This is a genomic window from Leptospira weilii serovar Ranarum str. ICFT (assembly GCF_000332415.1).
Classification (GTDB): domain Bacteria; phylum Spirochaetota; class Leptospiria; order Leptospirales; family Leptospiraceae; genus Leptospira; species Leptospira weilii_A.
The window spans coordinates 43239-61588 of the sequence record NZ_AOHC02000029.1; the positions used below are offsets into that span (position 1 = coordinate 43239).

Sequence of the window (18350 nt, forward strand, 5' to 3'; positions counted from 1 at the left end):
TTAGGCGACATCGAGTGATTGCAACTTTTTACTCGGTTGATTTTTATTTTAACGTGAGTTCGAAATTTTGAATTCAAATTGTTTATTTTTAAACTCGGGTTGTTCCGTTAACCCAAGTTCGCACACTTTTAAGAAATTACGTTTAAACAATGTTTGCACAAATCCATAGTTATAGTTATCACTAATGTTATAACTTAGGAAGCGACGTTATGGACTCAAGATGAAGATTTTATTGGTTTAGACGGTGTGAAATACTTTCCGAAAAAATAATTCGGAATTCTGCCTTTACAATCCGCAAGCGACACGCAGGGCCTGGTCCGAGCGCCTCTCGATCGTTTCAAAACACGATGGAATGATCGTGCGCGAGGACCGAGCGGGTTCCCGCGAGCCCGGAGTCGGCGCGGTCCGTGAAAGCCTTTTCTCCGCCCGACTTTGATCTCAGTTTGTTATTTGGCTTTCGCGGATGCGGCCCTTCGAACTCAGTTACATTTTCCTAATAGAGCCATTAGACTTTAACAAAGAATAATTTCCTTATTCTGAAAATTACCTATCCACTGATTCCTGATTTCCATCCACTAGTATATATTCCAGATAACGTATTCCCTCGGTTCCAGATTACAAGTAAAACCGCCGATATTGATCGTGACTATGTTGATGATCAAAGCCATATTCGCACAATCATCCACCTCCGCTTTTTTGTAATAACGACCCTCCTCCACTTTTGCAAGCTGGGGCGAAATCAACGCAAGGATCGCGGTGTTATCGGGAGACGCAACCGCTCCGATCAAAGCGCTGGTAAGAATTTGATCTTTCGCTTCTTTTCCCGAAACGGTATCCGGAATGGAAAACCCGGTCGTATCAAAAAGATAACAATTTGTAAGCAAAAGAAAAGGAATCAGAAAAGCGATGAAACGTTTTTTCATTGGAAATCTCCCTCGAATTTTTTACTAAAATCGATCCGTATCTCGACACGCTTATGGATACATTTCTTTAAATCAAAAGTATCTTGCGGTCGTTGCGGATTCACCAAACATACCGGATTCTATAATATTTCAATCCCTTATTACGGCGTTTAGAAAAGAATCGGCTCGAATGGAATCCCTTAATTTTGCGAATGATTTTCGGCAAAAACCCATTGCAAGCGACTTTGAATTTTGCATCCTGACAAACAGATATGAAGAGTTTGTATTCGACAATTTTAATTTTCCTTTTTCAAAATGCGATTTTTTCTCAAACTGGAAACGTTTCCAACGAAGCCTACGTCTTAGGCGACTTCAAACAGGAAACGATATTAACCGCTTATTCCAATCCGGGAGAAACCAGAGTTCATTATCTTAGAAAGGAAGTTTTAGAAAAACTTTTGGAACTGGTTCGGTCTTATCAAAGGGAAAATCCGGAAGAAAAACAAAAACCGTTCCTCGTGTCCGCCTTCCGTTCCTTTAAGGATCAAAAGGGAATCTGGGAGGAAAAGTATTCCGGAAAAAGAAAGATGAGAGAACCCGTAAAAGGAAAAAATCCTCGGGAAATCATCTCTTTGATTTTGGAATTTTCAAGCGCCCCCGGAACTTCGAGACATCACTGGGGAACGGACGTGGATCTAAACGCATTAGAAAATTCTTATTTTGAAAAAGGCGGAAGAGGTGAAAAGTTCTACAACTGGATGTCGAAAAACGCAAAACGTTTCGGGTTCTGTCAACCTTATACGCCGAAAACTTCGAGAGGCAACAAAGGATACAACGAGGAAAAATGGCATTGGTCTTACGCGCCGATCGCAAACAAATTACAGGACGACTGGGTTCGATTGTTTCAAGAGGGAAAAATTCAATTCAAAGGAAAATTTTCAGGAGGAGAATTTTTACAAAACCTCCCTTTGGAATACGTAACTTCGATCAATCCCGAGTGCGGATCGATTCGTTGATTTAAGCCGGATCTTGATACACGTCCCACATCGTTTTGAGAAGAGTTTTAGCCTCGCTGTATTCCGGAGTCCATTGCAACAAACGTTGAGCCGTCGCCGAAGAAGCCAAAAGTTTTGCGGGATCTCCCGCTCTTCTTCCCGAAATTTTATGAGGGATCGGCCTACCTACCACTTCCTCCGCAAGACGAGTCACTTCCAAAACCGAATATCCCTTTTCGGAACCTAAGTTGACCGTAAGGGATTTTTTTTCGGAATCCAGATATTCCAGACTCAAAACGTGCGCCTTTGCCAAGTCGGTTACGTGGATATAATCCCGAACACAACTTCCGTCCGGAGTTTCGTAATCGGTCCCGAACACTTCGAATTCTTTTCTCATACCCGACGCGGTTTCCATGATGATCGGAAGAAGATTCGCGGGAGTTCTTTCCAAACCCCGAACTCTTCCTTTGGGATCGTAACCAGCCGCATTAAAATAACGTAATGCGGCAAAATTGAATCCTTTGAGAGTTTCGTACCATCTCAAGTTCTGTTCGATCGCGAGTTTCGTATAACCGTAATAATTTTCAGGATGAACCGGATGTTTTTCATCGATGGGGAGATATTCCGGAGAACCGTAAACCGCGGCCGAGGAGGAAAAGACGAACTTTTTCGTTCCCGCCTTTTCCATAAAGGCGAGTAGTTTGAGAGTTCCGTTGATGTTATTCAGAGCGTATTTGGAAGGATCGGTCATAGATTCGCCGGCGGCTTTCCACGCGGCGAAATGAAAAACCGCGTCGATCGGTTTTGAAAAGGCCTTTTCCAATACAAAATCGTCTTGGATATTTCCTTGAATCAGTTCCGGTCCCGAAAAAAGATTCGTTTTGTTCCCTTTTTCGAGATTATCTACGATTAAAAGTTCGTGTTTTTTTTCAAGAAGGAGCGCGACTACGTGACTTCCGATATAACCGGCGCCTCCCGTAATTAACAATCTCACCTGTGATCCGTCACTCCCCGGTCGCTATCTCTAAAGAATTTTATAATATACTTAACTGGATCGATCAAATTTCCGGACGTTTCGAGTTCGTCCAAGGCTTTTCTGGTCGGTATTCCGGAATGGTAGATGACTTTGTAAGCGTGTTTGATCGCGTTTCTTACGTCCGGAGAAAAACCGGCCCGTTTCATACCTACGCTGTTTAGGCCCACAACCGTACTCGGATTTCCGTCGACCGTGGAATAAGGAGGAACGTCTTGAACGACCTTGGCAAGTCCCGCGACCATCGCGTAATCTCCGACAAAACAAAACTGATGAACCGCCACCAGGCCGGAAATAAACACAAAATTTCCCAAAGTTACGTGGCCGGCTAACACACAACCGTGCGTAAGAATATTATGATTTCCTAGAATACTATCGTGACCGAGGTGTGTACTTCCCATAAAATAGTTATTATTGCCGATTACGGTAGGAGAATCCTCTTTGGTTCCCTTATGAATATTCGAATATTCCCGAAAAATATTATGATCGCCGATTACGGTTTTAGTTAAAAGTTGTTGATTGAATCCCAGATCCTGAGGCATCGCTCCGATCACGGCGCCGTGATGGAAACGATTGAATTTTCCGATTTCGGAACCCGCACAAATCTTTACGTGACTCTCAATTACGGCGCCTTCTTGAATGGAAACGTGTCCTTCGATAATGGAATAAGGACCGATCTCGACGGATTCGTGCAATTCCGCTTTCGGATCGATAACGGCAGTCGGATGTATTTTCATTTATACCTCACTTGGGTTCTAAAATACAAAAATCGACTCGGCTTTTTTATTCAAGCTTTTAAAGATGTCTTGAACAAGTGCAATGTTTACTGAAAAGTTGCTTTTCTTAACGTGTAAAAAAGGAAAAACCTAGAACGAGGTCGCGAACATGCTTGTGGACTGGAACAGACTGGATTCTCTGAAACAAGGAGACGATGAGGAAGAAGCCGCGTGGCTTAAAGAAATGGTCGAGTCCCTTCTTACAAACATGGAAGTTCGAGTCAAAAACATCGTTCGTTTTACCGAAGAAAAAAAAGATACGGAACTCCAGGCGGAACTTCATCAAACCAAAGGGGTTTCCGCTAACTTCGGTTTGGAAGATTTAAGAGCCTTGGTCGCCGAAGCCGAAACCCTTCTCAAAACCGAAGATCGGAACCTGTCCTACAACCTGAGTTTAAAAACGTCCGCAGTTTGGGAACAAACGAGAGACGAACTTAAAAAGAAATTCGGGATTCAATAACTTCGTTTTCAAAAACTATACTCTTTATACAAATCAATCGATAAAAATCGTTTCTTCTTGATTAAGAATGCACGGAGCAGTGAACCGATCATATTGAAGAGCGTAAATAACATTTATACTTTTTACGTTCGCATGAAAATTTTCGATCACAAACTCGCCGGCTTCCTGTATATTTTTTACGTTTTCATCATGTTTAATTATTGGAACGATTTGTTGTCCTTCCTCGCCCTCATATTCGATTCTAATTTCATCAAAACTATTCGACGTGTAATCGTGATCATATTCGAAAAAGAGCGTATTTCCACGTCGAGAACCGTGAAAATACGCTTTTGGAGTTTGTAGGTTGAAAATCACAGTATAAACCACTATACCTACTACGCCCGCCAATAAAATCCAAAGAATCGTACGATATCCCGTAAAAGAGAATATCATAATTCTTTAAAATTACTTTCCCGATTTTTTTCCTGCGTTTATCTTATTTTCCCGATTTTCGTTTTAGGAAATAAGAATCCGCGTCGTCCGTAATCGGACGAATCGTTTCCTCGTATTTCAAAATGGATTGAACCGCTTTTTCGTAAATGCTCATGAGCAATGCCTGAGCCGCGTCGCACATCTGTTCTTTTCTAAACTCTTCCACGTGCAGAGTTTCCGTAATCGAACCGTCCGGATTAAAAGGAAGAGACGCGAGAAGATTGGCAATCACGATTTTGTCGTCTCCCGCAACGTGAGAAGGATCGTAGATCACGGGAAGGATCGTTTGATTTTTTACGTGAGTGATTACGTTTAAGTCCGGAGTGTTTCTGCAATAACCTTCCTTGATAAAAAGGGTTTTCACACCTCTTTCGCAAAGTATAATATTCAAATTTCCTTGATTAGCGATGTATTCCGCCGCGGAAAACCATTCCACCGCTTCGTTTCCAAAACCTCGTTTCAAAATCACGGGCTTACCGGTTCTTCCCACCGCTTCCAGAAGTTCAAAGTCCTGCGCGTTTCTCGTTCCGATCTGAATCATGTCCGCGTGTTTGGCGACTTCTTCCGCCATGGTATGATCCATCACTTCGGTCACGTAAGGAAGACCGGTCTCTGCCTTTACCTTATCCATCATCGCAATCCCTTCCCAACCAAGTCCTCTCCAGTCGGTAGGACGAGTACGAGGTTTGAACGCTCCGCCTCGAAAGATAATTCTATCTAAGATATTGTATTTTTTACCGAGTTCGACCGCTTGTTTTGCGATCGTCAAAGTTTGTTCATAGGTTTGGGGAGAATCCGGTCCCACGATAAAGATATGTTTTCCCGTTCCGAATTTACGAACCAGTCCGTCCGGACCTTTGACTTCCACGATTCTGGTTTCTCTGTGAACCACTTCTCCGTTTTTACCGGCCGCGGTTTTTGCGATGTTTTTATAAGGGATGGACACGTTCCAAATTTTGGCAACCCCCGGAAGCTCTTTGACATAACCTTCTTTTTCGGAAATTTTGCGGGTATCTCCGATGAAATGAATCGTATCGGATACGGCGGCGCCTCGAATGATTTCGGTTTGGTTCCCGCATTCTTTTGCCAGTTCTTTGATTTTATTTTCCGTTTCCGGATGGCCTTTCTCTAACTCGACTATGTCCACACTTCACTCCAAAATGGGATATTCTCCCTTAAGTTAACAACCTTCTATGTTTCCGATTATCGTCAAGAATTCATCAGAAACTCTGATCTTTCCCCGGAAACTCTCCGGATTTTACTTCCTTATCATAATTCCCGATCGCGTCTCTTACGATAGAATACAGGTTGGAAAACTTCTTCAAAAATTTAGGCTGAAAATTCGCATCCAATCCGAGCAAATCGTTTAATACGAGAACTTGTCCGTCACAATCGGGGCCCGCACCGATTCCGATTGTGGGAACTCCCACTTCTCGACTGACTCTTTGTCCCAGTTCCGCGGGAATCATCTCGAGAACAATCGAAAACGCTCCCGACTCGAAAAGAGAAATCGCCTCGCGAAAAAGTTTCGCACTCGATTCTTCTTCCTTTCCTTGAACCCTATGACCGCCGAATACGTGAACACTCTGAGGAGTCAGTCCCAAATGTCCCATCACGGGAACTCCGATTTGTTTGAGAATGGCGACTAACTCGCAGATAAAATCCGAACCGCCTTCTATTTTTACCGCGTCGCAATCGCTTTCCTTCATCATTTTTCCGGCGGAACGAATTCCTTCTTCGATGGAAGTTTGATAACTTAAAAACGGAAGATCCGCGATTAGAAATTTATCGGGAGCGCCCCTACGAACCGCTTTGGTATGATAGATCATCTCTTCCAGAGTCACCGGAAGTGTGCTTGAATTTCCCTGAAACACCATTCCCAAAGAATCGCCTACGAGAATCGAATCGATCGGAGTTTCGTTCAGAATTCTCGCGAAACTGAAATCGTAACACGTAACTAGGGAAATTTTTTCTTTCCCTTTCTTTTCAGGAGAAAAAATCTTATGTATGTTTTTCATAGTCGCCTCCCGTAAAACGTTCGTATAAGGAACCTTCGCCGATCGTTTCCAAAATTTCTCGGATAAAAGGACGCGTAAAAAGAGAATGATGAGGAAGATGTAAATCGCGAGTGTGTATCGTAACGAAGTCGTACGTAAGAATGTCGATGTCGATTTCTCTCGGTCCTTTGTCGATCTCTCGAACCCTACCCATTTCCTTTTCGATACGAAGGATAACTTCCAAAAGTTCCTCGGGGTTGAAACTAGTTTCAATTTTTAGAATCTGATTTAAGAAGTCGGGTTGATCCGTTATTTCCAAGGCGATCGTGTTCAAAGGCTGCGATTCTTTGAGAACTTCGATCTCGATCGTATTTTTCAACTTACGAACCGCGATCTTTAAAAACTCCGCTCGATTTCCGAGATTGGATCCCAAGGAAAGAAACGCTTCTTTCATTTCCTGCCCCCCGATTCCGAAAGTTTCAGACGATAATCGGCGCACTCCAAATGTACTTCCTCGGTCATTTCTCGCAGCCTGGAATAAATTCTTCCTTCCGCTTTATCTTTCCATTCCGCCGGCGAAGTGTTGGATGTAAGAATGGTGAGTTTTTCCTGTTCGTATCTTGCGTCGATGAGATCGTACAATTTCGAGTTCGACCAATCGGATTCTTTCTGAACCCCAAAATCGTCCAGCACCAGTACTTCGACTTCGGCAAACAACGTTTCGATGGTTTTTTCCATCCCGTGAGTTTCGGAATCTTTTTGATACGTTTCCCTCAGCGTGTTGAGAAAGTCCCGGTTGATCTTTGCATACTTGCAATTTGTTTTATATCGAAAAATCAATTCGTTGAGTATGATACACGCCAAAAGCGTCTTACCGGTTCCCGGACCTCCCCAAAGATACAATCCGTGCGGTTTAAAATCCCTATCGATCCATTTATGAACAAGGTCGTTTGCCCAGCTATGAGCGATCGTAAAGGAAATTCCAACCGAAGCGCTGTGATCGGTTTGGTCCAAAGTCCTATAAATATATTTGGGAGGAATTCCAGATTTTTTGAATATAGTTTCCAAATGCCCGAGTTCCATTCTCGCGTTGTGACAAACACAAGGAATCATTTTGCCGAGCGCCTCGTCGTAAACCCTCCAAGGAGGTTTGCCTTTGCAGGGACAATTTTCGGAAATACAATGACAAATCGAAAGAACGCCCGAATGGGTTCCGGAAACATTCTCGGTAAGAGAAAATCCCACTCCCGCACACTGCGGACAATCGGGAGTTCCTTCTCGGACGGGTGTGTAATTCTTAAGAATCATACTGGTAATTCCAATTTTTTCATTAAAAGGAAGAAGGAAAACCTTTTCTGAAAACAGAATCTGCTGGAAAAATCAAAGGAAGTGTAGAAAGTAGGGAAAGTTTTTGACTTAAGGAAAACTTTCCAAAAAGTACAAAAGATTCTTCTAAATTCCCGGATTCAGCGGTTTTATGTCCCTTCTCCGGAATTAAAGTGGAAAAAAAATTCGTTCTTAGTTTATATCCGAGAACCGAAGTCCGATAGATATACAGGAGAGAAGGCGCAGGATGTTCCTTTTCCCTAATACCATTGAAAGAGAATTAAAAGGTGTGAGCATTATGAAGGTGATGAAAAGCATATTCATTCTTCTGGCCGTGCTGGGACTCAACCTGTCTGTTTTAGCTCAGCAAAACAATCAGGGCGGTAATTAGCAAGCCAATGAAGCTGTAGAAAAAATTGACGAGCTGCTAAAAGGCGAGTTGGTTCCCGAAGACGATGACAAGAACCTCACGGAAGAGCAGAAACGTCGTAAAAAAGCAATCCAGGAACAAGAAGCTCTGTGGAAAAACCCTGACTTTAAGGGCTATGATAAAAATTTCCAAGAACTCCACCAGCTCTCCAAGGCATTCGCTAACAACAAATTTAGGCTGGCATTATCCAACTACCAATCGGGAGTAAACACGATTCTCAAAATGAGAGAATCCGTCGAACAATACCGTAAAGAAGAAGCCGAGAAAAAACGTCTCGATGAAAAATGGTACTGGCAAAAGGTCGATCGTAAAGCAAGAGAGGATCGTGTCGTATCACGCGAGAAACTCGTTGCAAAACAACAGGCTCTAAACTATTTCACCAAGTCGATCAATCATTTGGATGAAATCAAAAATCCGGACTTGAGAGAAAGACCGGAATTCAAAAGACTTCTGTCCGATACTTACAGATCATGGATTCTCACTGAGTATGATTTACAAAATCTTCCGCAGTGTATCCCTATCCTCGAACTCTATATCGAGATCGATGAAAATGAAAAGGAATACCCTGCTCATAAGTATTTGGCAAGTTGTTACGCTTTCGAAGAGAACATGATCAAGAAAAACGGCGGAGCATCCGAAGACCAGATGTTCAAATACCGTTACAAGAAAAACGTTCACCTCTTAAGAGCAACCGAGCTGAAATACGGAAAAGATTCTCCTGAATACAAACACATCGTAAACCTTGTCAACAAGGACGAAGTGATTTCAGTAAGACCTTAACTCTTTCTTTCAATCGAAATGGAACAAAGAACCCTGTCGATTTTCGGCGGGGTTTTTTTTATGGCAATTATACGACGAAAAATGTATGGGACCGAGTTCCCTATTTTTTACCGCTTTGTAAAGTAATATTAAAATAATCTAATTTGAAATATTTCAAGTAAACAGTGATGATCCGATATCTGCATATCTTATATGTTAAACATTTATGATTCCATCTCTGAACAAGAAGACTCTGTAAATGAAAAATATTATTCTATTGGAATTTCATTCATCTGCGTTGGGCCTAATTTTGATAGTTCTTGCGTTACATCTGATGGTTATTTATTAAAATTTAAACTATCGTAGTGAATAGTTTGCAAAAGGATCATACTAAACACAATAAAGAAGTTTGCGAATTGCTTCTTGCAAACTTTCATTTTAGAAAAGGATCGATAGTTCGAGGACAATTCATTGTGAGACGTTAGTCTCATCGAAGTTGAATTGAGGACTTCGATTTGAATTTTGAGAAACGGACTCAAATAGTTTGAATGTTTTAGTAAATTTAATTATAGACGCAATCCATACTATCGACTAATTTTTTTTTCGCTAAAACGAGGTACAATATGTTCCTTCCTGAAAAGATATTAATCGTTGCCGGTGTTTTAAATCTTGCCTATGGCAGTTTAACCGGTTTTCCTTATGCTCTCGCAAGAAAAAAAGCGGAGTTCCCTTCGCGTTATTTACAAGCGGCGCATATCGGGTCGTTGATGCAAGGCGCTATGCTTTTAGGGTTGGTAGTCGCATTTCATCATGCAAACTTTTCCGAAACTCTGGCTTTAATCGGCGCTTCCCTTTTCGCGATCTCTTCCGCATTCCTGGCTTTGAAAGATACGGTCAATTGGCTTCAGGGTATCAAGGACGAATTTCAAGAAAATCCGATCTTAGGCAAATCGTTGGGCGCAATCGGAGTCATTGCCAATTTAGCGGGGGTTTTTGTGATCGTTTACGGAGTGTTAGTCTAAAAAACGCTAAGGACGTTTCAAGTGGCTAGGAGTTAGTGAATAGGTTTTAGGAGTGTCTGTAGCGTCCTAGAAAAAGTTGTCATATAAAGGAGATCCAATGACAACGATTCAACTGTTGTAAAGTCCCACTTTTATCCACTCACTCCTAGTCACTCGAAGTGTGGGAACTCTTACTTTTAGAGTTTGATTCCGACCGATTCGCAATCCGCCTTGGTCATGATCTTGACGAGTTCTTCGAATTTAACCTTCGGTTCCCAACCTAACTTTTTTTTCGCCTTAGCCGGATCTCCGATCAATATATCGACTTCGGTCGGACGATAGAATTTAGGATTCACTTCCACGAGTAGTTGTCCGGACTTTGTGTCGAATCCTTTCTCGGAGTCACCCTTCCCTTCCCAACGCACTTGGATTCCGGTAAATCCGAAAGACTTTTCCACGAACTCCCTTACGGTATGTGTTTCGTTTGTCGCAACGACGTAGTCGTCCGCGTCCGGTTGTTGGAGCATCATCCACATCATTTCGACGTAGTCCGGAGCATAACCCCAGTCTCTTTTTGCGTCCATGTTTCCGAGTTGGATCGGCCCGCCCTTTTTTGCGAGAAGATTGGCAACTCCGATCGTGATCTTTCTCGTTACAAAACCTTCTCCTCTTCTTGGAGATTCATGATTGAATAAAATTCCGTTGGAAGCGTGAATTCCAAACGCCTCTCTGTAATTTACGACCGCCCAATACGCATACAACTTTGCGACGGCGTAAGGCGACCTTGGATAAAAAGGAGTTGTTTCCGTCTGCGGAATCGCCTGCACCTTTCCGTAAAGTTCGGAAGTAGACGCCTGATAAAAACGGCTTTTCACTCCGATCTGTTTGATCGCGTCTAAAATCCTAAGTGTTCCGACCGCGTCCGCTTCCGCCGTATATTCGGGAACTTCAAAGGAAACTCCCACGTGGGATTGAGCGGCCAGATTGTAAATCTCGTCCGGTGAAACTTTTTCCAGAATCCGGTTTAGGTTGCTCGAATCGGTAAGATCTCCGTAATGCAGAACAAGATTGGAGTTCCCACGCAAATGTTCGATTCTCGCCCGATTGAACATGCTGGATCTTCTGACGATCCCGTGAACTTGATATCCTTTCTGGAGAAGAAATTCAGTTAGATAAGATCCGTCCTGCCCCGTGATCCCGGTTATGAGCGCTTTTTTCATCTTCAGACCAGGAAAACCCAAAAACCCCGTCTGGCAAGAAAGATTAACATTCTATTGTACTCCATCACCAACCCACAAGTTACTTGGATCTTAAGATAAATCTGTCGGAATTACGACTGTAATTTACAGAAGAGGAAGATTGTACTTTGTTAAAGTCTAACCCCTAACCCCTAACTCCTAGTTCCTAGTTCCTAACTCCTCGAAGCGTGCGTTTTTAATCCTTCTGATTCCAAAAACCTTCTTAACTTGTAAAGTCCGGTCCCCGACATCCGGCCGATCAAACCGGATTATGAACCCAGTCCCTTCTGCGGAAACGAACGACAAATACCGATGCAAGAACGATTACCCAAGCCACGATCCCGGACCACAATCCGGTCGATCCCATTCCTAAGTAGATTCCCATAAAATAAGCCGTGGGAAGAAACACCAAATAAGACGCCGCCGTATAAGCCTTGAACACGAAGTCCTGAAGTCCGGCTCCCCGAAGCGCGCAAGCAATGACCATGTGATAGGCGTCCACGATCTGAATAACTCCCAAAATGACCAAAGGAGAATATGCTTCCCGAATCAGTTCCTGATCCTTCGTATAAAAAGACAACATCTCCTTTCCCCAAAGTATGAACACAAGCCCCATACTTCCCATCACACAAGCCGCAAAAAAAGCGGATCGAAACGCACCGTGATATGCAAGTTTCGATTTTCCGGCTCCGAGCGCTTGTCCGAGAATCGTAGTAGCCGCAATTCCGAAAGCATATCCCGGTAAAAAAGAAAGACTCAAAGTACTAAAAAGCATATTGGTTACGGCTAACGCGGTCGTCCCCACGATCGTCGCAAACTCCGTAAAGATCATAAAAGAAACGTTATTGAGAAGTTCCGCAAGCGCAGGCGCGGTACTCGCCTTTAAGATTTCCCGAAAGTGCGCAAAGCTGAAAGCCCAGGAAACGTGGGAAAAATACTTTCCCAAACCTTTGGAATAAAAGTAGAACGGAAACGCGAATAACCCCGCGCCTCCCGCCAAGGAAGAAGCGATCGCGGCTCCTTTGACTCCCATCGCTTCGAAACCTAAGTTGCCGTAGATCAACACCCAGTTTAAGAATATATTCGTAAAACATGTTATAATCATGGACGCAAGTCCGGCAGTCGTAATCCCCAAACCGTCCGTAAACGCCCTCGTAGTAAAAAGCAGAAAGAAGAAGATCGTCCCCAGAAAACGAAAATATAAATATTCGCTCGAAAGTCCTCTTACAATCTCGTCCTTGTTCAGAAAACTCATCAATCGATCGCTGATCGCCGCTCCCCCGATCGACAGAAGACCTCCGAAAAGGATAACAAGATACAAAGTGGTAACTCCGATCCTACCGATTTCCGAATCGTTCTTCTCGCCGAATCTTCTCGCGACGATCACTTGAATTCCCATCGAAAATCCCATCAGAAACGCAAGCACCGTAAAGTGAGCGATCCCTCCGATTCCAATCGAAGCGATTGAATTTTTTCCGAGCCTTCCGACCATCATCGTGTCCGTCACCCAAACCACGGTTTGACTGAGCATCCCGAACACGACCGGCACCGCGAGTTTTAAGATCATGGAATTCAAAAGACTCGGACGAATGTTCCTATAAAAGGTATGAGCTAAATGATGTAAGGTTCTCACGGTTCTTCCAAGATTTTAGGAAGAAACAATAAAACTATCTATTTTCAAAAAAACTTTCTTTTTGACTTACGATTCTTATTACTTGCAAGAAGGTAAAAATTTCATCTTGAAGTCCGTATAAAAATTTTACGAACGTTCCTGTTGAATTGTTACGAGCAAAGTATATCTTTGTGAAAAAATCAAACCGCCCATGCCTCGAACTCGTTTGTCTAATTTGAATGAATCGCGGCGATAAAAATTTATGAAACAATACGCCGATCTTCACAATCACCTCTACGGATCGATTCCTTCTCAATTTCTCTACGAGATGGGAAAATCCAATCCGAATCCTCGTTGGGAAATTTTTACGAATTCGTATCAACAATGTTTCGGTAAAAAAATTTCCACGGAAACTTTTTTCGAAGACTATAAGGACCCCGATTCTTTCCGTAAACTCTATCAGTTCAATCACCGAGGTCCCTTTATAGAGTTTCAAGCCAAATTCAATCTGATCATCGCCTTGTCCAAGTTTGATCCCGCCGAAATCGCGTTAGTCGCCACACGGATCGTAGAAGACCAATTCAGTCAAGGTGTGGTCTACGGAGAATATAGGATCCTGTATTCTCCTTCGGATACGGAACAGGGAATCTATGAAAAAACCGTCGCGGCCTGCGAGGGACTTGCGCGCGGAGAGGAAAAAACGGGCGGACTTGCAAAGGGCAAACTTGCGATCTCTTTGCACAGGAACGGGGACGTGTTTCGGGAATATTCTCTCTTGAAAAATCTTATGGAAAAGAACGATTTGCTCCGGGACTATTTAGTAGGATTAGATTTTTGTTATATTGAAGAAGGATTTCCTCCCAAAGAAAAAAGAGAATTTTTCGAGACCGTACATAAGGACAACAAAGCCGAAAAGGACACGGCGCTTGCGATTCTCTATCACGTCGGAGAAAGTTTTCAGGACAAATCGATTTTGTCCGCTTCGAGATGGGTTTTGGAATCCGCACAATGGGGGGCGCATCGTCTCGGACACGCGATCGCACTCGGACTTCATCCTTCCGAAAAGATAAAAGATAAAATTTTAGAATCCAAATCGGAAAGATTGGACCAACTTCGGTTGTATTACGATCGAAAGGAGGAATTGGATTCTTACTTTGAAACTCCTTCGAGGGAAAAAATCGGAAACGAAATCGATTCCTTAAAACATAAGGAAAATATAATATTAGAAAACGATCCCTCGTTTTGGGAGGAATGTATCGGCTTTCAAAATTACTGCATGTCTAAAATCAAACAAACCGACGCGATCATCGAGTCCTGTCCGAGTTCCAACGAATTTATCGGAATGGTCGAAAAACCCGAGTCGCATCCGATTCTTCGTTTTGCAAAAAACGAAATGAAGTTCACGATTTCCACGGACGATCCCGGAATTTTCGGAACCACGATCGAAGAAGAATACTCAAAGGCCGCAAAAATCGGTCTCAGCGCGGAGATCTTGGAAACCGTGAGACGGAATTCGTTTTTATATACTTCCGAAATTTTAAGCGGAAGAAAATCGACCTCTTGATTTTACGTTAAAAATTCTTGCCTCGGTCCGTGTATAAGGGATTTTAGAAGAAAGGCCATGCTGAACGTACGGAAAATCCGCAAGAACTTATCGAATTTCTTTCGAAACCGTAAAACGTTTGTACATACAAACAACATCGCGTTCGTACTGAAAAAGATTCGAAACTCTAGCGCCGATTTTTTTCAAGGACGGGTTTTATTTCACTTTCATGCGTGTATAAAACTTAAGGCCGTTCTTCTGATTCTTTCATTTGCAAATCCGAACGTACTGTTCTCTCAGAGCCAAAGCGACTTCTCCGATCCTTACGATTTCAATCTGAGAAACTATAAGGACTCTCCGACCAGAGAGGTTTATCAGGAATATACGATTCCTCCCGTTTTTAAAAAACCCCCTTTGATTTCTCCCAAAAACGTACAAGTTCCTTTTGAAAATCCGTTTCCGACAACCGGTGGCGGCTTACGTAGGACCACAAATCCGAACACGGAAAGAAAACAGGAAAATCTAATCAATCCTCTTACGGGTAATATCAACGTGGAAGCGATTCTTCAAAGACAGGCGCAACAAACCGACAAAAAGAAAAAACAAAATCAAATTCATGACGAAGAGGAAAAATATACGGAAAGCACGTCTCGTCGTTTTTCCATCATCTTCTTTATGACCCTTCCGATCACCCTCGGTCTGGGATATGCGATCGCCGCCAATGCGAGAGTACAAGGCACGCATAAATTTCAAAAAACCTTCGGCGGTTCCGTATTCATTTTTACTTTCGGAACGAGCCTTGCTTTTGCAAACGCTTGGCACGATATGAAAGAATACGAATCCATGAAAAAGGAAAATCAACCCGAGTCTCCTCCGGTGGAACCAACGTCCGCGGATTCTCTCGGCTTCGGAAATTCCCTACCGATCTCCGGCGCGGGCGCCTCCGTCGTTCCCGGAAGAGAATATAAACTGGAGATTCCGCTCTTTAACTTCAGCTTCTAATGAACGACGTCAAAGAAATTATATTCAAATTATTGAATGTTAGACGCAAGATCAATCTTTTTTATCGATCTAAAATATATCCTCCTTTAAGAATCTATTATTCGATCTGCGGAATCATCTCACTCTGTCTTTTGATTTTGATCTACGGATTTTATTATCCTCACGAATGGACTCATTGGATCCGGCTGCTCGTAAACGGAATCGTCGTTTCCTTAGTCGTTTACGAAGCCCTATCGTTTATTTTCGTGATCGGAAATTTATTCGATTATCTGAAAACCCACAAAACGGAAGCGATCGTGGTTTTTCTAATCGTATTTCAAGAAATCATCAGCCAGGAAATCTACGAATTCCTGACTTTAAATTCTTTGAGCGGAGAAGATGCGAGTTTGGCCTTTTTGTCTTTGAGCCAGCTTTTTCTTTTGTTCAGTAACTTCTCCCGATTGATCCGAAAAACGGACCTTCTCAATTACAGACAAATCAGTCCTTCCTTGGTGACCACGGGAAGTTTTGGAATTTTGATCCTGCTCGGAACTTTAGCGTTATCCTTGCCGAGGGCACAAACGGTTCCGATTCCTACGATAGACGTTTTTTTTACGGTCGTAAGCGCGGTTTGTGTTACCGGATTGAGTACGATTTCCGTCGCGTCTCAACTGACCGGAACGGGACAAACGATTCTGATGATTTTGATTCAAATCGGCGGACTGGGTCTTATGACACTGACCGTTTTTTTTGCGATCTTTTTGGCGGGCCAGGTCAGCGTTACGAACAAACTTCTGATCAAGGATCTGTTCAGTCAGGAAAGTGTGGGACGGGTTTCGTCCGTTTTAAAACAAGTTGCGGCTCAGACTTTTCTCATAGAAGCGGTAGGCGTTTTATTGATTTTTATCTGTTATCCGGACGAAAACGAAACGGATCTTAAAAATAAAATTTTCCATTCCTTATTTCATTCGGTGAGTTCGTTTTGCAACGCCGGTTTTTCCACGTTCCCACAAGGATTTGAAACGGATTGGATGTTGAACCGAAAAGAATTCTTATCCTTAGTGATGGTCCTGATCGTACTCGGAGGTTTGGGTTTTCCGACGGTGCATCATCTGATTCACTGGACGTTTAAGATCGGAGATTATCCCAAAAGAATGGAACTCGGGGCCAAGTTGATTCTTACGATGTCCGTCGGTTTAATTTTATTCGGAACGGTTTCGTATTACGTGTTGGAAAGGAACAATACACTTTCCGAACTGAGCGCGATCGACGGAACGTTTCATTCCCTCTTTTATTCCGTCAGCACAAGAACCGCGGGTTTTAATACATTAAGTATTTCTAAAATGGGAACTCCTATGGTGTTCGTGAGTCTTTTTTTGATGTGGGTAGGCGCGTCCCCAAACGGAACCGGAGGCGGGATCAAAACGACGACGCTTGCGATTTCCGTACTTCACCTATTCAATCATATACGAGGCAAAGAAGAATTGGAAGTTTTCGGAAAAAGGATCTCTTCCGGCACGACCTCCCGAGCGTCCGCGGGAATTCTCATATCCTTGTTTCTGATTTTTTTCGGAATCTTCTTTTTAACCTGCACCGAAAACTCCGCATTCTTGGATCTTTGTTACGAAGTAGTATCCGCATTCGGAACCGCGGGACTTTCCAGAGGAATCACTTCCTCTTTGACATCGGCGGGAAAACTTTTGATCTGCCTCGTGATGTTTTGCGGACGAGTGGGAATGTTGACCATCCTGATCGCCTTGGTTCCGAAAGAAAAAAAATCCGGACTTAGATTTCCGGAAGAATCCATCATAGTCGGATAAAAGGAGATACCGTATGGCGATCAAAAGAAAAAATAAAACTCTCAAAAAAAGAATCGCAGTGATCGGTTTGGGAGAATTCGGCAAAACTCTCGTAATCTATCTGAACGAAAACGGACACGAGGTGACCGCCGTAGACAAGGACATCAAAGTAGTCGAAGAAATCAAGGACCGCTGCGCCCTCGCCGTTTGTGTGGATACGAGCAATCGATCCTCGTTGGAAGAGTTGGATCTGGAAGATATGGACGAGATCGTAGTCGCACTCGCGGAAAATTTCGAATCCCTCATCACCACCGCTTACAACTTAAAAGAGATGAATCTGAAATCCCTTCACATTCGTTATCATTCCGAATTGAATCGAAAAATTCTTCAGATGATCGGAATCGAAAATCTTTTCAATCCCGAGGAAAGAGCGGCCGCTTCGATGGCGGAACAACTCAGTTATCAAGGCGTAAAAAAAGCGACTTTGTTAAGCGAAGAATACAGTCTTTTCGAAGTGGAAATTTCACCGCATCTCTACGGAAAAAAACTGAAAGAACTCAATCTAAGAGAAAATTTTCAACTCAACTTAGTCGCGGTCAGAAAAGCGGAATCGAACGGAAACGAATCGGAAGAAGACGGAGTTTTTTTACCGGATTCCGGAACGATCTTTAGAGAAAAGGAAATCCTACTTCTCTTCGGAAGTTCCGAAAGTATCAAACGATTTACGAACGTTTATCCCATCGTATAAGACGTTTATCGACAAGAGCAACCTAAAACGGTTCGGACAAAAAACATTCAAAAAACGGATTATATCAAAACGGGCGTTGCCTGCGCTCGGATCAATCGTAAAACAAAATTTCAATGTAACAAACGCAGGCCGGGCTTGTTCCGCGCTCAGGCGTTCGCCTTCGGTCGTCTCTAACGAGACGACTGCTACGCACGCTCCACATCCCTAACGCTTTGGAACTTTTTCTTATAAAGAAAGGATTGATAAGAGTTTTCGTATATAATAGAGTTGTTGAAAAAT

The 18350-nt window shown here is 43.0% G+C and carries 17 protein-coding genes and 1 pseudogene; 8 read left to right on the forward strand and 10 right to left on the reverse strand.

Annotated features, from left to right (window positions below; genetic code table 11):
* Positions 1-575: 575 nt before the first annotated feature.
* Positions 576-923 carry a TIGR04452 family lipoprotein gene (locus LEP1GSC060_RS09130; RefSeq protein WP_003001744.1) on the reverse strand — a complete coding sequence of 116 codons (348 nt, stop codon included), beginning with the start codon at positions 921-923 and terminating at the stop codon, positions 576-578.
* A 251-nt stretch (positions 924-1174) separates the two neighbouring features.
* Between LEP1GSC060_RS09130 and LEP1GSC060_RS09135 the strand changes: the two genes are divergently transcribed.
* Positions 1175-1918, forward strand: a complete 744-nt coding sequence (locus tag LEP1GSC060_RS09135) for a M15 family metallopeptidase (RefSeq protein ID WP_003001796.1) — start codon at positions 1175-1177, stop codon at positions 1916-1918.
* Position 1919: 1 nt separating this feature from the next.
* On the opposite strand, the gene galE is transcribed toward LEP1GSC060_RS09135, so the two are convergent.
* Positions 1920-2891, reverse strand: a complete 972-nt coding sequence (galE, locus tag LEP1GSC060_RS09140; RefSeq protein ID WP_036095984.1) for a UDP-glucose 4-epimerase GalE — start codon at positions 2889-2891, stop codon at positions 1920-1922.
* Positions 2888-3667 carry an acyl-ACP--UDP-N-acetylglucosamine O-acyltransferase gene (lpxA, locus tag LEP1GSC060_RS09145; protein ID WP_003001763.1) on the reverse strand — a complete coding sequence of 260 codons (780 nt, stop codon included), beginning with the start codon at positions 3665-3667 and terminating at the stop codon, positions 2888-2890. The genes galE and lpxA overlap by 4 nt, the downstream gene beginning before the upstream one ends.
* 148 nt (positions 3668-3815) lie before the next feature.
* Between lpxA and LEP1GSC060_RS09150 the strand changes: the two genes are divergently transcribed.
* Positions 3816-4166, forward strand: a complete 351-nt coding sequence (locus LEP1GSC060_RS09150) for an Hpt domain-containing protein (protein ID WP_003001729.1) — start codon at positions 3816-3818, stop codon at positions 4164-4166.
* A 33-nt stretch (positions 4167-4199) separates the two neighbouring features.
* On the opposite strand, the gene LEP1GSC060_RS19960 is transcribed toward LEP1GSC060_RS09150, so the two are convergent.
* From LEP1GSC060_RS19960 to zapE, 5 genes are all read right to left on the reverse strand, one after another.
* On the reverse strand, positions 4200-4553 hold the full coding sequence (locus tag LEP1GSC060_RS19960) for a hypothetical protein (RefSeq protein WP_196221636.1): 354 nt from the start codon (positions 4551-4553) through the stop codon (positions 4200-4202).
* An 88-nt stretch (positions 4554-4641) separates the two neighbouring features.
* Positions 4642-5784, reverse strand: a complete 1143-nt coding sequence (locus LEP1GSC060_RS09160; RefSeq protein WP_003001856.1) for an N-acetylneuraminate synthase family protein — start codon at positions 5782-5784, stop codon at positions 4642-4644.
* 73 nt (positions 5785-5857) lie between these two features.
* Positions 5858-6655 carry a 3-methyl-2-oxobutanoate hydroxymethyltransferase gene (gene panB / locus LEP1GSC060_RS09165; protein ID WP_003001721.1) on the reverse strand — a complete coding sequence of 266 codons (798 nt, stop codon included), beginning with the start codon at positions 6653-6655 and terminating at the stop codon, positions 5858-5860.
* Complete coding sequence (gene folK, locus LEP1GSC060_RS09170) at positions 6639-7088, reverse strand: 2-amino-4-hydroxy-6-hydroxymethyldihydropteridine diphosphokinase (protein WP_003001766.1); 450 nt, start codon at positions 7086-7088, stop codon at positions 6639-6641. The genes panB and folK overlap by 17 nt, the downstream gene beginning before the upstream one ends.
* On the reverse strand, positions 7085-7942 hold the full coding sequence (gene zapE / locus LEP1GSC060_RS09175; RefSeq protein WP_003001674.1) for an AFG1/ZapE family ATPase: 858 nt from the start codon (positions 7940-7942) through the stop codon (positions 7085-7087). The genes folK and zapE overlap by 4 nt, the downstream gene beginning before the upstream one ends.
* Positions 7943-8258: 316 nt before the next feature.
* Here zapE and fcpA point away from each other — a divergent pair.
* Together fcpA and LEP1GSC060_RS09185 are read left to right on the forward strand one after the other, a co-directional pair.
* Positions 8259-9170 (forward strand): annotated as a pseudogene (gene fcpA / locus LEP1GSC060_RS09180) (flagellar coiling protein FcpA).
* 602 nt (positions 9171-9772) lie between these two features.
* Positions 9773-10171 carry a hypothetical protein gene (locus LEP1GSC060_RS09185; RefSeq protein WP_003001702.1) on the forward strand — a complete coding sequence of 133 codons (399 nt, stop codon included), beginning with the start codon at positions 9773-9775 and terminating at the stop codon, positions 10169-10171.
* A 176-nt stretch (positions 10172-10347) separates the two neighbouring features.
* On the opposite strand, the gene gmd is transcribed toward LEP1GSC060_RS09185, so the two are convergent.
* Both gmd and LEP1GSC060_RS09195 read right to left on the reverse strand, forming a co-directional pair.
* Positions 10348-11370: a GDP-mannose 4,6-dehydratase gene (gmd, locus tag LEP1GSC060_RS09190; RefSeq protein ID WP_003001945.1), complete on the reverse strand. Its 1023-nt coding sequence runs from the start codon at positions 11368-11370 to the stop codon at positions 10348-10350.
* Between the two features lie 277 nt (positions 11371-11647).
* Positions 11648-13021 (reverse strand): MATE family efflux transporter, encoded by a 1374-nt coding sequence (locus LEP1GSC060_RS09195; RefSeq protein ID WP_003001645.1) that lies wholly within the window; start codon positions 13019-13021, stop codon positions 11648-11650.
* Positions 13022-13262: 241 nt separating this feature from the next.
* On the opposite strand from LEP1GSC060_RS09195, the gene LEP1GSC060_RS09200 reads away from it, so the two are divergent.
* From LEP1GSC060_RS09200 to LEP1GSC060_RS09215, 4 genes are read left to right on the forward strand one after another with little or no spacing between them, the layout of a single operon-like run.
* Complete coding sequence (locus tag LEP1GSC060_RS09200; protein WP_003001887.1) at positions 13263-14564, forward strand: amidohydrolase family protein; 1302 nt, start codon at positions 13263-13265, stop codon at positions 14562-14564.
* 57 nt (positions 14565-14621) lie between these two features.
* The gene (locus LEP1GSC060_RS09205; RefSeq protein WP_003001938.1) at positions 14622-15545 is read left to right on the forward strand and encodes a hypothetical protein; all 924 of its coding nucleotides are present in this window, start codon (positions 14622-14624) and stop codon (positions 15543-15545) included.
* Positions 15545-17344, forward strand: coding sequence for a TrkH family potassium uptake protein (locus LEP1GSC060_RS09210; protein WP_003001817.1), 1800 nt, complete (start codon positions 15545-15547; stop codon positions 17342-17344). Before LEP1GSC060_RS09205 ends, LEP1GSC060_RS09210 begins: the two co-directional genes overlap by 1 nt.
* Positions 17345-17357: 13 nt before the next feature.
* Positions 17358-18071 (forward strand): potassium channel family protein, encoded by a 714-nt coding sequence (locus tag LEP1GSC060_RS09215; RefSeq protein WP_003001723.1) that lies wholly within the window; start codon positions 17358-17360, stop codon positions 18069-18071.
* Positions 18072-18350 lie beyond the last annotated feature (279 nt).